Source organism: Dyadobacter sp. SG02 (genome assembly GCF_900109045.1).
In the GTDB taxonomy this organism is placed as follows: domain Bacteria; phylum Bacteroidota; class Bacteroidia; order Cytophagales; family Spirosomataceae; genus Dyadobacter.
Genome location: NZ_FNYL01000006.1, coordinates 251,213 through 265,084, shown reverse-complemented (window position 1 = coordinate 265,084; position 13,872 = coordinate 251,213). Strand labels below are relative to the sequence as shown.

The 13,872-nt window shown below is 51.4% G+C and carries 7 protein-coding genes; all 7 read right to left on the bottom strand.

Going from position 1 to position 13,872, the window contains the following annotated elements; genetic code table 11:
- Positions 1-5: 5 nt before the first annotated feature.
- The 7 genes from BMW93_RS16390 to BMW93_RS16360 all read right to left on the bottom strand — a co-directional run bounded on the left by BMW93_RS16390 (position 6) and on the right by BMW93_RS16360 (position 13,757).
- A complete protein-coding gene (locus BMW93_RS16390) occupies positions 6-1,829 on the bottom strand; it encodes a sulfatase-like hydrolase/transferase (RefSeq protein WP_090378866.1) in 1,824 nt (607 codons plus the stop codon).
- A gap of 186 nt (positions 1,830-2,015) precedes the next feature.
- Complete coding sequence (locus tag BMW93_RS16385) at positions 2,016-4,325, bottom strand: arylsulfatase (RefSeq protein ID WP_090378283.1); 2,310 nt, start codon at positions 4,323-4,325, stop codon at positions 2,016-2,018.
- A 42-nt stretch (positions 4,326-4,367) separates the two neighbouring features.
- Complete coding sequence (locus tag BMW93_RS16380) at positions 4,368-5,957, bottom strand: arylsulfatase (protein ID WP_090378280.1); 1,590 nt, start codon at positions 5,955-5,957, stop codon at positions 4,368-4,370.
- A gap of 35 nt (positions 5,958-5,992) precedes the next feature.
- Complete coding sequence (locus BMW93_RS16375) at positions 5,993-7,561, bottom strand: RagB/SusD family nutrient uptake outer membrane protein (RefSeq protein ID WP_090378277.1); 1,569 nt, start codon at positions 7,559-7,561, stop codon at positions 5,993-5,995.
- A 26-nt stretch (positions 7,562-7,587) separates the two neighbouring features.
- Positions 7,588-10,647 (bottom strand): TonB-dependent receptor, encoded by a 3,060-nt coding sequence (locus BMW93_RS16370; RefSeq protein ID WP_090378274.1) that lies wholly within the window; start codon positions 10,645-10,647, stop codon positions 7,588-7,590.
- 520 nt (positions 10,648-11,167) lie between these two features.
- The gene (locus BMW93_RS16365; protein WP_090378271.1) at positions 11,168-13,201 is read right to left on the bottom strand and encodes a PAS domain-containing protein; all 2,034 of its coding nucleotides are present in this window, start codon (positions 13,199-13,201) and stop codon (positions 11,168-11,170) included.
- A 94-nt stretch (positions 13,202-13,295) separates the two neighbouring features.
- Positions 13,296-13,757, bottom strand: coding sequence for a response regulator (locus BMW93_RS16360; RefSeq protein ID WP_090378268.1), 462 nt, complete (start codon positions 13,755-13,757; stop codon positions 13,296-13,298).
- Between the last annotated feature and the right edge of the window lie 115 nt (positions 13,758-13,872).

The window sequence follows — 13,872 nt, the reverse complement described above, 5'->3', positions numbered from 1 at the left end:
ACTTTTTACTTTGAGCTCTTGTAGTTTTGGAGCAAAACCTTCGCTGCACGGATATCATAGTCGAACATTTCCGCTTTTTGAACTGAAATCTTCTCCGCATCGGGAATAGCCGGGGCGGCATCCTTTCCCGTCAGATCGAGGATATTCAGGGCTTGCAGGCGTGCGTAGGGATTGTCGCTTTTCAATGCTTCGGTCAGCGCAGCGATAGCGCCGGGCTTATCGGCACCAGTCACATACAGTGCTTCGGCAGCGGCAATGCGGACGGCTGGTTCCGGGTCTTTCAATGTTTTTTGCAATGCGTCTTTGCCGGAGGCGGCTTTCAGTACCGTAAGGCCGGTGGCTCCCCAGAACCTCACCGACGGGTCGGCATCGCCCAGCGCCTGAATGAGCGCCTGCGTATGCGCGGGATTCCGTGACGAGGCAATCTCTGCCGTTGCAGCAATTTTTGCAAAATTGTATTTACCACTTCGCGCATAATCGTACAAAGGCGTGGTCCTGGCAATTTCATAAATGATCGCCTCGGGGATAAAACCGACGTCTTTATAACCCGCAATCCATTGTGCATTAGCCTTCCGCAGCCTTTCCAAATCCTTTTTGTATTTCGGGTCACCGGCCAGATTGTGAATGTTGTGTGGATCGGCGTCGACGTCGAAAAGTTCCTCCGCAGGTTTCGGCTCCCAAAATTTGGATTGCACCGCATTCAGTTTTCCGGCCTTGTAAAGATCTTCCCAGGATTTCACCGAAGGCGCGCGCCAAAGGTATTCGAGGTACTGACCATAGATCTTGTTGGGCAAATAATTCCGGATGTAACGGTACTTCTTATCCCGCACCGAGCGCGACATATCGATCCGCTCGTCCATTCTCCCCCTGAAACCGAATGCATATTGTGGCTCCGGCTTCTGCTGTTTACCCAAAAATGCCCCTCCCTGCATATAATCCGGCACCTTGATATCCACCAGACTCAATACCGTGGGCGCGAAATCCAGGAAGGTCACGAGCCTGTCGGACACGCTACCCTGCTTCTGACTGGCCAGATGCGCATATTTAGGTGGTAAATGGACGATCAGGGGCACATGCAGGCCGGATTCGTACATGAACCGCTTGCTGCGTGCCAACACGCCGCCATTATCGGCATAGTAAAAGACAATGGTGTTGTCGGCCAAGCCTTCATCCTTCAATTCCTGCAACAGTTTGCCAAACTGTCGGTCCATTTCCTCTAACTTATCATAATACTGCGCCCAATCGTGTTTCAGCTCGGACGTAGCAGGATGGTAAGGTGGCAATGGCACTTTCTCAGGATCGTGTTTGAGGGCGGGCAGCGGTTCATGGAGCGAGCTTTCGTGCGATACATTCAAGTTAAATACGGCAAAAAACGGCTGTCCCGGCTTCCGGTTTTTATAAGTCGCCTTATTGCTCGATTCGTCCCATGCATCCGGCTGATCCGTCGTATTATAATCCTTTTTGGCATTGTTGGTCGTGTAGTAACCTGCCTGGCGCAGGTATTTCGGAAAAAACTGCACGAACGCAGGCGACGGGTACGTGCTCCGCATGTGCTCTGTTCCGAGCGAAGGCGGGTACATGCCCGTAATGAGCGTGTTCCGCGAGGGCGCACACACAGGCGCGGTCGAGAAGGCATTTTTGTAGCGAATGCTCTCCGTCGCGAATTGGTCCAGATTGGGTGTGGTCGCGAATTGATCGCCGTAGCTGCCTAGCAGAATGGTGTTATCCTCGCTCACGATCCACAGGATGTTGGGACGGTCCTGCGCAATGGCCGGATGTAATGCGATGGTCCATATCGCCCAAAGAATGTTACGGATCTGTTTGTTCATTTGCATGGTTGTTACATCGCTACGCGATTTTCGCCGTTCATTAATGTCGTCGTTTTCTACAAATATTACGTCGCTATGCGACTTGTGCTAATCCGGTATCACTGACCATGTACTGTCAAATGCATTCTCCGGTTAAAATCTTGTTTTGCAAATGCCGTCAGGCATGTAACAACAAATCAAAAACCGCTACTTCGCTCCTAAAACCGCCTGTTGCGTCGGCGCGAGATCGATTGTGACCTTATGGATCTTGCCTGTAAATGCAAAAGGCACTTTGTAAGTATCCCCTACCGGTGTCAGGTCGTCAAAACCGACATTCACACCTTCGTGTAAATACAATGCGTCCGAAGTCTTGGCCAAAGTACCCTCTCCTACCTTCGCATTATTGACATACAAACTCACCACGCCGCCACCATTCTGGTCGTATTGAACGCTGGCTTTCAGCTCCACTTTGCCGGCTGGTAAGGTAGCATTTGACGACGTCACCACATATTTGTTCCCGTCACCCACCGCATAGGCGAATTGCAGTTTCTGGTTTTGGATAAAAAAGCTCAGACCGCCGGCAGCGCCGCCTCTGGACAACAACACACCTTCCGTTTCCACGCCCGACAATACTGCATCGGCCACGATCGAAAAGGAACGTTTCAATGCGAACGGGCTCGCCACGTCGATGATGGTCGATTGACCGGGATAAAGTACCACCTTATCCACATTGTTATAGGCCGTGGGCAATGTAAATGGCTCGGTACCATCCTTCAACGGGTATACATTGTATTTCAAAGCCTCACTGTCAAACAATGCTTTCAGCTCCTTCAATTTCGCCGGATTAGCGGTCGCGAGGTCGTTGGTTTCGTTAAAATCGTCATTCAGGTTATACAACTCCCATTTGTCTTTTTCAAAATCCTGACCCTTCACGTGCAGGGAGCCCGCTTTCCAGCCATCCTTATAAATAGCGCGCGAACCGCGTATTTCGTAGTATTGAACCGTATGGCGGCTCTTCGCAGCGCCATCATTCAGGCTGTAAGCAAGGCTCGTACCTTCGATAGGGTCCTGCTTGATACCATTCAGCACGAGCGGCGCCTTGATATTCAACAGTTCCAATGTAGTGGGCAAAATATCCGAAACGTGGCCGTACTGGTTACGGATGCCTCCTTTTTCCTTAATGCCTTTGGGATAAAAAACAATGAGCGGGTTGTGCGTGCCGCCTTCCGAGTTCGCATCCTGCTTCCAGTGGCGGAATGGTACATTGGTAGCAGCAGCCCAGCCGAGCGGGTAATTCACCTTCGAGAACTCGGTACCGATCAGGTCGATTTGTTCGATATTCTTTTTCAAACGCTCCTCTTCGGAAATGCCGGTGCCGAAATTGTTCACGGTTCCCACGAAGGTTCCCTCCTTGCTCGCCCCATTGTCGCCTACCGACACGATCACGATCGTATTATCCAGCTCACCGGTTTCGCGAATGTGGTTGATCACCCTTCCGATCTCATAATCGGTATATTCCAGAAAGCCGGCATAGGTTTCCATAAACCGCGCATAGAGCTTTTTCTCTTCCGCACCGAGCGAGTTCCAGTCTTTCACACCCGGGTTGCGCGGCGGTACTTTCGCATTCTTTGGTACAACTCCTAACCTGATCTGATTGGCCAGCACCTGCTCGCGGTAAGCGTCCCAGCCCGCATCGAACTTGCCTTTGTATTTGTCCGACCATTGTTTGGCAACCTGGTGCGGTGCGTGGCCGGCGCCGGTCGCTACGTACAGAAAAAACGGCTTATCCGGATTGCCCGACTTCTGGCTGGCGAGGTAACTAATAGCCCGGTCTGCGATCAGCTCGTTGAAATGCTTGCCATCCTGCCGGTCGGCTTCGCGGTGCGTGCCTTCCCAGAGCTCGGGATGCCATTGATCGATGCTGCCGCGAGACGGAAACCCGTAGAATTGCTCAAAACCACGTCCTGTCGGCCAGCGGTTGAACGGCCCGGCAGGTGTAAGGTCGGCGAGCGGGGTAATGTGCCATTTGCCCAATGCAAAGGTGTTGTAACCATTGTCTTTCAGGATTTCGGCAATCGTACCTTTCTCAAAGGGAATGAGCGCGTCGTAGCCGGGTGTACCAATGGCGGTTTCGGGGAAAAGCCCCATGTGCGCCGAATGCTGGTTGCGGCCCGTGAGCAGGGATGCCCGCGTAGGCGCGCAAATGGCGGTGGTGTGGAAGTTGGTATAACGCAACCCATTGTTCGCCAGGCTGTCCAGCGTAGGCGTGTTGATCAGCCCGCCAAATGTGCTGATGGCCCCGTAACCAATATCATCCAGCAAAATCCAGACGACATTCGGCGAACCTTTGGCCGCTTTCTTCTTCTCCGGCCACGACTGCTGCGTTTCCGCCACCGTTTTGCCTATTTTGCCCTGATAAGCAGGCGTAGGCGCATATTGTGCATGCACACCACTGGCGGCCAGCATAGCCAGCGCCCCCAGCGATAATTTATTCCACGGACGATAAATCTTTTTCATAACACACTGTTTTTGAATGTATTTTAAATCAATATCCAATTCCTATTTGATCGTATTCCAATCCACTACACCTACTTTCGCAGCCCATTCGAGGTATTCTTTTTCCAGTTCCTTCACCTTCTGAGGATAGTGGCCGGCGAGGTTGTGGTTTTCACTGCGATCGGTTTTGAGGTCGTACAATTCCCACGGCTGGTTTATTTCCGCGACGAGTTTCCAGTCGGCTTTGCGCACTGCCCGGCTGCCTTCGTGCTCCCAGAAAATAGTTTTTGATTGCGTGGCCTGCGGGTTTTGAAATAATGGTGTTAAAGAGCTGCCGGCTAGGGGCGTAAGCTTTTCATTTCCGAATATTTCGGGATACCGGATGCCCGCCAGTTCGAGCAGCGTGGGCATAATGTCGGTAATGTGGCTTACTTGTGCGCTCAATGCATTCGCCTTGACTCTCCCCGGAAACCAGGCAATGAACGGCGATGCAATGCCCCCTTCATGGGCGTTCTTTTTGAATAGCTTAAATGGTGTGTTGCTCGCATTGCCCCATGGCGGGTCGTAACTGTCGATACTGTTCACCGAGCCGGGTTCGCCGTTTTTCTCGGTCACATAACTCCATTCGCGGACGGTATCGCCGCTGCCGCCATTGTCGGACACGAAAATGACGAGCGTGTTCCGGTCGCGACCAATGGATTTCAGTTTATCGAGCACCTGGCCGACGCATTGGTCCATCCGGTCGATCATGGCGGCGTAAATCGCCATCCGGGTATCCCATTGGTCTTTTTCGGCAGCGGATAAGACATTCCACTCAGTGGCTTTTTCGTAGCGTGGCGACAGTTTCCATTCTTTTTGAATAATACCCAAATCCACCAGCTTCCGGTAGCGTGCCTCCCGTAATGCGTCCCAGCCTTGGAGGTATTTGCCTTTGTAGCGGGCAATATCTTCCGGCAACGCCTGGATCGGCCAATGCGGGGCGTTATAGGCGAGGTATAAAAAGAAAGGATTTGGCTGATCTTTCATGCGGTCGATCGATTGGATCGCGAAATCGGTAATGGCTTGTGTGAGGTAGCGTGAAGTATCGTACCGCTGTATTTCCCGGCCATTCAGCTGAAAAGTAACGGTACGCCCATCATTGTAAAGTGGCTCGGAGTTGAAATAGCTGCTGCCATTGTTTTGCATCGTAAACGACTGTTCGAACCCGCGGTTCACCGCCCAGGCCGAGGGTACCAGCCCGACGTGCCATTTACCGGAAACGATGGTGTTGTAACCTGCCGTTTTGAGCAATTGCCCGATGGTAGCGCTGTTTTTACTCAAATAGCCCTGATACGCGGGCGTGCCCTTGTCCTGCACCATGTCGCCCACGCCTGCCTGATGTGGGTACAGGCCCGTGAGCAGTGCCGCGCGCGAGGGGCAGCAACGACCGCTGTTGTAAAACTGGGTAATGCGCAGACCTTCGTGCGCGAGTTTGTCGAGGTTAGGGGTATTAATTTCGGAGCCAAAGCTTCCCAGATCTGAAAAACCCATATCATCGGCCAGTATGAGCACGATATTCGGTTTTTCAGACGTGCCTTGTGCAGGCACAGGCACCGGCGCGATCGCCGCCAGTGCCCATAACATGCTTATCCAAAGAGAAGCTTTCCTGTTCATTCAATATTCATTTCCAACAGATTACAAAACCGGTGTTACTCCCAAAGCGGGTTCTGCTTCAACAGTGAGTTGTTGTCGATCTCCGATTGCGGGATCGGGTAGTAGACGTGCTTCGGAGCGGCATTGGTTTTGCCTACTTTCACCTGATTTGCCACAAATGTGCTGTTGTAGTTCGCGTCGCGCTGACGGATCAGGTCGAACCAGCGCTGGTATTCGTAGGTGAGTTCCAAACGGCGGTCGAGGTACACCGAGTCGCGGAACTGGTCTTTGCTCAGACCGGTCGTCAGATCGGGTAATCCGGCGCGTTTGCGGACCCTGTTGAGCGATTTGTACGCTTTTACTGTCGGGCCGTTCGCTTCGTTTTCCGCCTCCGCGTGGATCAGCAGCAATTCTGCGTAACGGATAATGGGCACATTGGCAGCCGACTGGTTAGTTACGGCCGTCGAAGCCGGGTCGGCCCATTTGTTCCAGAATGGCGTCGAATCGTTCGGTACCGCCGTATTTGCGATCGGCAATGCATATTTACGGCCGTTGGTCGGGCTGGTGAAGCTTCTGACGAACGTTACATCGCGGCGCTTATCGCCAGGTTTATACAATTTATAAATGCTGAAAAACTTGTCGTTGCCCTGCGTGTAATACCGCACCATGTGCGCGTAGTTGCCATTCAAACCCGGCACACCCGACAGGATCGAGCGGGGCCATTCGTTGTTGCCCTGCGCCAATGAGTTCGATTTGAACTGCGCCGAGAAAATGTGCTCCTTGTTGTTTTTAAATGCAGGCAGGAAAACCTCCGCATAGTTGGTTACCAGGTCATAACCGTAGTTACCCGTGCCGCCGTCCGCAGCCGATAATGCTTCCTCCGCCTTGTTCACCGCCGACTGGTATTTCGCGCTTACTTTCAGCGGAAACGACGCTTCTGCCAGGTATACTTTCGCCAGCAATGCCTTCGCAGCTCCCGCAGTCGCGCGCCCTACGTTGGGCGACGCATACGTGGCAGGGAGCACCGCTGCGGCTTCGGTGAGGTCTTTCTCGATCTGCGCGTAAACGTCCGCGGAAGGGGATTTGGCGATGGCGTAATCCGCCGCATTGACATACTTCTGATATTCAAGGATCAGCGGGACATCGCCATACAAGCGCACGAGGTTGAAATAATACAATGCGCGCAGGAACTTGGTCTCGCCCAGCAAGCGGGTTTTCAGTGCCTCGTCAAACTGAATAGCCGGTACTTTTTCCAGCACGACATTCGCCTTTTTGATCGCCGCGTAATGCTGCTGCCAGAGCTCGTAAATCCGAAGGTTCGTCGACGAATGCGCCAGTACCGACAGCGAACGCACGTCCGGGTTGGTCGCGCCCGGTCCCGGGTCCTCGTCGTCACCGGCCATGTTCATACCGGTGTTGAAAAGCGTGTTGTAAGGCGTCTGGATCGACGACCCGCCCGAATTCAGGAAGAAATACACCGCATTCACCGCGTTCACGGCATCGGCCTGGGTTTTGTAATACTGATCTTCCGACAAAAATGCTTCGGGCTCTTCTTTCAGGAATTCCTCGCACGAGAGCGAAGCAAATGCCGTGAAACCCAACAGGATATATTTAAATGCTTTCATTTCAATCGATTTTGGAATGGTGGTTATCAGAATGTGAGGGACAGACCCACCTGGTAAGATTTGTTGTTAGGATACACGCCCTGGTCTACGCCCTTGTTGATCAGCGACTGGCCGTTCAAACTCACCTCGGGATCGAAACCGGTGTATTTCGTCCAGGTTTTCGGGTTTTGCGCGGATACATACACGCGCAGGTTTTCAATGCGCAGTTTGGAGAGCAGCTCTTTCGGGAAAGTGTAGCCGAATGAGAGGTTTTTCAAACGGTAGTAAGTCGCATCTTCGATAAACCGGTCCGAAATGGTGATCGCCGGGTCCTGGTAGGCCGCTTTCACGTCGGTGTTCGTGTTGGTAGGCGTCCAGCGATTGAGCAGCACATCCGAGCCATTCACGTAACCTGTTCCCAGTTCAAGGTTAGCACGGTTGGCATTGTACAATTTGCCGCCGAGCGATGCCTGGAAGAAAATCGTCAGGTCAAAACCTTTGTAGCTGAATGTGTTGGTAATACCGCCCGTCAATGCAGGCTGGTTTTTGATTACCACGCGGTCACCTGCCTGTGTGATCACGCCATCGCCATTGATATCCTGATACTTCTGCCCACCCGGGCTTTTGTTTTGTTGCGGGGTCAATGGCGCGTCGCCTTCCTGGATAATGCCGTCGGTTTTGTACACGATGAACGAGCCGAGCGGATAACCTACTTTCGCGATAGACGGGTTGGAAATCACCGGAATGATCTGGTCTACACCATCACCGAGGCTCAGGATTTTGTTGGTGTTTTTAGAAACAATGAAAATCGTGTTCCATTTAAAAGCGCCCTCCGTATTTCTTGAATTGATATACAACTCAATACCCTGGTTGGAAACGGCACCGATATTCTGATACACTACAGAGGCTTGTCCATTGTAGAAGTCCGACAGACCGGATGTTCCCGGTACGGTGCGGGTCAGGAGCAAGTCGGTCGTCTTTTTGTAATAGTAGTCGGCAATAATGTTAATGCGGTTTTTGAACAAACCAAGATCCACTCCGAAATCGGTCTGAAATGTTTTTTCCCAGCCGAGGTTCGGATTAGGAACGGTGTTCGGTGCGAAACCGGAAACCGTAGTATTCGAGAAGTTGTAGCGGAAATAGGCCAACTGGGACAATGATTGGTAGGCAGGAATATTCTGATTACCCGTTTGTCCGGCGCTTAATCTCAGTTTCAGGAGGCTGATCTTTTTGAAACGCTGGAAGAATTTCTCTTCATTCACATTCCACCCGATCGCCGCCGAAGGGAAGTAACCCCATTTGTTGCCGCTACCGAATTTGGAAGAACCATCCGCACGCAATGTCAATGTGAACAGGTAACGCTCATCGAAAATGTAGTTGACACGACCGAGGTAGGAAGCCAGCGACCATTTATTGGCCAGCGAGCGTGGTGCGATGTTGGTAATACCGGTTGCCAGGTTGTTGTATTCAAATGCATCCGATGCAAAACCCGCCGCTTCGGCGATAGCGCCTTTGCTTTGTGAAACCTGCGCTGTGAAACCTGCTACCGCATTGATTTTGTTCTTTTCATTCAACTCCTTATCGTAACTGATCGTGTTCTCGTTCAGCCAGTTGGTCGTAAAAACCGATCCTACGATCGCATCGCCGCTCAATGCAGCTCCTTCCGAAGTAGTGCTGGGCAAATAGCGGTTCTGCTTGTTACCAACGACGTCGGCACCGATGAGGACTTTCGCTTTCAAACCGTCGGCAATGGTGTATTCAGCCGAAACATTACCGAGGAAGCGGTTGGTAATGGTTTCGTTCAACTGGTTGTAAAGCGAGTTAATGGGGTTCTGCAATGCCGATTCAAATGGGCTGTTCACGACAAAAGTGCCATCGTCCTGATAAATAGGCAGCGAGGGAGGCGTTTGCAGCAGGTTACCGACAATGGCAGTGGGTGCTACATTGGCTTTGGTATTACTCGCATTCAGGCTCGTGAAAATGCGGAGACGGTCGCTGTACTGATGATCCAGGTTAATGCGTGCCGAGAAGCGACGGAAGTCGGTATTTTGCAGGATACCATTCTGTTTGAAATAGTTACCCGAAATTGCAAGCTTCGTTTTATCCGATCCCGAAAGGATGGAAAGGTTGTGACTCTGGATGGAAGCACTGCGGAATGCGGCGTCCTGCCAGTCGGTACCGGCGCCGGTTGTATCGAGCGAGTAACCTGCAATGGATGGAACGGAAGCCGTTTTGCCGGAGTTCGCAGCCGCGTCCTTTCTGAGCTGCCACCATTGCGCTGCATTCAGCACGGGAATGGTGCGGAGTACTTTTTGCCGGCCATAGTAAGCATCATAATTAATGGACGACTTGTTTTTCGAACCGCTTTTAGTAGTGATAATCACTACCCCGTTCGCTCCGCGTGAACCGTAAATCGCTGTTGCAGAAGCATCTTTCAATACGTCGATATTCTCGATGTCCGCCGTATTAATGGAAGAAAGCGGGTTGATTTTCGAGCCGTCGGTCACGCCGGCGTCCGTCAGGCCGTAATCGTTATTCACCGGGAAACCGTCTATTACATATAGTGGATCGCTACCGGCCGTAATGGAGTTGTTCCCGCGTATCTGCACGCTCACGCCCCCGCCGGGCTGCCCGGACGTCTGCGTGACCACGGCCCCCGCGACAGAACCTTGCAAAAGACGCTCCACGGATGCTACGGGCTGACTTTTGATTTCGATAGGAACCGAAGCGACAGAACCGGTAATATCCTTCCGTTTCTGTTCGCCATAACCCACCACCACGACTTCGTCGAGCAGGTTTGCGGTTTTCAGAACGATTTCGACCGCCTCGGTGGGCTGTTCATAAATCTCGATTTCCTGCTGCTGGAAACCGGTAATGCTGATTTGCAAAGTAAATGGAAACTCCTTAGCCGGCGGGATACTGAACTTCCCGTCCACGTCCGTCAACGCATATTTGGCGGAGCCTTTCTCGACCACCGTCGCGCCGGGCAAACCCTGCCCCGATTCGTCTTTTACCACGCCCGTAATGGCGTCCTGCGCTGCGGCACGGTAAAAACCTGTGAATACCAAGCCCGTCAGCAAGAACAGGCGAAATAAATGTTTCGTCATTATTGTGGTGAAATAAAATGGATACTTTAGGCACAAGAGGGCTTACCTTCATGCATATACGCAGCCACCAGCAGGCCAGGCCCGAATGGTACGGATATGCGGGAAGTTCCTGATCTGCATACGCCTCATATGCCGATCAGCGGGTCACTGAATATTCAGGAAATCGTTAGGGAGTCAACAACAGGAACAGCACGGGGCTGTGATACGGGGACAATTAGAAACCACCATCCATCCGGAGTCCGGCCTCTCGCAGGCGGGTAGCCCGGAAGTTTGGATAAGAAGTACATCTTTCGCTTTCATAGGTACGATACGAATTTTGGACAAATGTTTTTTTGCCAGACTGGTGGTTAATCGGGCAAAGTCATTTTATATAGTCTATAAATATGATAGACAAAGTAAACTTATTGAAAATTAAAACGCAAGGGTTTTGAAAGAGAAACTTTCGGGAAGGCGGTATTTAGTTCCAGATTATCAGATTTTTACAATTCGGACACCGACATATCCTACTTTCAGCGCATAATCAATGCTGCATCACGCTCGTCGGGACATAAACATGAAAGACCGATCCCACGCCCGGCGTTCCTTCGGCCGTGATGTAACCGTGGTGATTCTGAGCGATTTTCTTGCAGATAGCGAGGCCGATGCCCGTGCCTTCGTATTCATTTCTTCCGTGGAGTCTTTGGAAAAGGTCGAATATGCGGTTTTCATAGCGCTGGTCAAAACCGATACCATTGTCGGTTACGCTGATCCGGCAGAAAGTCCCCTGACCGTCCTTGTCTTCCACTAAATCATACCCTATCCGCACAACCGGCTTGCGGTCCGGACTGCTGTATTTAATGCCGTTGCCGATCAGGTTCTGCAATAGCTGATGAAATTGGACCGGGATTACCGGCAAAACCGGCAGCGGCTGCACTTCCACCACGGCGTCTTTTTCCGTGATCAGTTCTTCCAGGTCACTTTTTACCTCGTCCACAATGCTGTTTAAATCGGTCTCCACGAATTTGAAATTGATACCGCTCGTCCCGGAATAGCTCAGCAATGCTTCGATCAGCTTTTGCATCCTTACCGACGCCGCGATAATGCGTGCGAAGTAATCTTTTGTCCCTTCTGAAAAATGCTGCGATTCCTTTTCCATGATCCGGCTGCTGAATGCACGGATCTTCCGCAACGGTTCCTGCAAATCGTGCGAGGCCACGTAGCTGAACGACGCCAGTTCTTCGTTGTTCCGGCGCAGTTCCATATTCTTTTTATGGAGGGCATCGCTGAGCTCATTATCCTTGGTCACGTCCTGCAATGCGCCGATCATCAGGTGGTTTTCTCCTTCCCGGATAAAATTTCCGCTCAGCCTGAAATGCTTGATATCGCCATTTTTGGCAATAATGCGGTAAGTGTTCTGGATGATCACCTTGGTCTCGTACGCCCGTATGCCGTCGCGGATCGCCTGGTGGCGGTCTTCGGGATGAAGAAATGAAAGAAACTGTTCAAAAGACGGTATAAACTCCTTCGGCTGGTAACCGATGAGGCGGTAAAGATTATCGGAGCATTCGAGCTCGTTGGTCGCCACATTCCAGGCGTAGCTGCCGATATTGGCATTTTCTTCGGAATGCTTGAAAATCGAATTTTGTATGGCCAGCTGACGGTTCAGATCTTTGAGTTTCAGGTCGGATTTCAGTTCTTCGGAGATATTCCGGGTGGTTACCGTCACGCTGTCGGCCAGTTTTTCGACGGAAGCCTCGTACCAGACGATATTTCCTCCCCTCCTGACGTCGATCTGGTAGCTATCCGGGTGCCCTGTTTCAAGGCATTTTGCCAGTTTTTCAAATACCCCATTCCTGAAAATACCAGGATATACTTCGCGACAGGTTTTTCCTGCAATGCCCTCTTCCTCCCCGGTCCCTTGCGTAAACGCGTCTTCATTGGCATACACAATACGAAAATCCATGATCCTGCCCGCCGGGTTCCGTATCGGTTCGTAGGAAGCAATGCCGTTTCCCACCGTGTTCAGGATAGATTGCAGGAATTGCTCCGAATGTTTCAGCTGTCGGGTCCTTTCCTCGACCTGCGTTTCCATTTGTTCCGAGAATGTGATCTGGTCGTGAATATCCATGCAACCGCCCACATAGCCCGTAAATGTTCCTGTCGAAGTATACCGCGGCACGCCTTTGTCCGAAATCCATCGGTATTGCCCGTCGTGCCTGCGCAGGCGGTAATCCATACTGAACTCCTTGCGCGCATCGAAATGTGAAATGTAAATGTTCAGGCATCTGTCGAAATCATCGGGATGAACGCCCTCGGCCCAGCCGTTCCCGAGCTCCTGCTCCATGGTGCGCCCTGTGAAATCAAGCCAGCCTTTGTTGAAGAAATAGCAAAGTTTATCGGGGCCGGAAAGCCAGATCAGCACCGGGGCCGTGTCAGCAATGGCGCGAAACCGCCCTTCCATCTCCTGTATGTATGCGAGTGTGTCGCCTCCGCCGGTATGACCCAGCCGGGCCTTGTCCAATTCCGCTTCAAGTTCTTCAATGCGTTTTCGCAACGCATCCGTTTCTGCGTTCATATTGAGGTTTTCGCCATTTCAATCCCCACCAATTTACACGGGTGGCGGCAGAATACCAACGCTGATCGCATTTTTGGGCTTAAATATTGAAATCCTAGGATAGAAGGTTTTGTCTTAAAATAAATTCCAGTTCACCTGCCACATCAATGCTTTGCTCCTGACCTCTTTTTGCCCGGAGCAAGGAAATTTCATAAGCGGCATTGATAACCACTCTGATTTGCTCCTCATCCCATGGCTTTTCCATTCGGTAGTGAACCTGACCTTTGCTCAAAGCATCCGCGACAGCCGTGAGATCGGAAAAACCCGTCAGAAGCACCCGCATCACCTCCGGATATTTTTCCAAAACCCGAATCAGGAAATCAACGCCTGTCATTCCCGGCATGCGCTGGTCGGTTATCACGATCTGTACCAGGTTCTTCTTCATGATTTCCAGTGCCTCAATAGCAGAACCGGCAATGAGCACATTGAATTCTTTACGGAAAGTCGCTTTAAACGAGTTTAGGTTATGAATTTCGTCGTCCACGTAAAGTACAGTTACCGTTTTCAAAGTCTCCATCGTTGGTTTGTTTAGGGTTGCTTTAAATCCGAGCCTTCATTATGAGTTGGACTCAAAGATTACGCTTGTTAACTGACAATCCGGAAATAGCTTATCAACAGGTGGGAGCAAAAAA

What these genes read in the sequence shown, in the direction of transcription:
- BMW93_RS16360 (WP_090378268.1), bottom strand. Translation starts at nt 13,757, where the DNA reads ATGGAGACTTTGAAAACGGTAACTGTACTTTACGTGGACGACGAAATT.
- BMW93_RS16370 (WP_090378274.1), bottom strand. Translation starts at nt 10,647, where the DNA reads ATGACGAAACATTTATTTCGCCTGTTCTTGCTGACGGGCTTGGTATTC.
- BMW93_RS16365 (WP_090378271.1), bottom strand. Translation starts at nt 13,201, where the DNA reads ATGAACGCAGAAACGGATGCGTTGCGAAAACGCATTGAAGAACTTGAA.
- BMW93_RS16390 (WP_090378866.1), bottom strand. Translation starts at nt 1,829, where the DNA reads ATGAACAAACAGATCCGTAACATTCTTTGGGCGATATGGACCATCGCA.
- BMW93_RS16380 (WP_090378280.1), bottom strand. Translation starts at nt 5,957, where the DNA reads ATGAACAGGAAAGCTTCTCTTTGGATAAGCATGTTATGGGCACTGGCG.
- BMW93_RS16385 (WP_090378283.1), bottom strand. Translation starts at nt 4,325, where the DNA reads ATGAAAAAGATTTATCGTCCGTGGAATAAATTATCGCTGGGGGCGCTG.
- BMW93_RS16375 (WP_090378277.1), bottom strand. Translation starts at nt 7,561, where the DNA reads ATGAAAGCATTTAAATATATCCTGTTGGGTTTCACGGCATTTGCTTCG.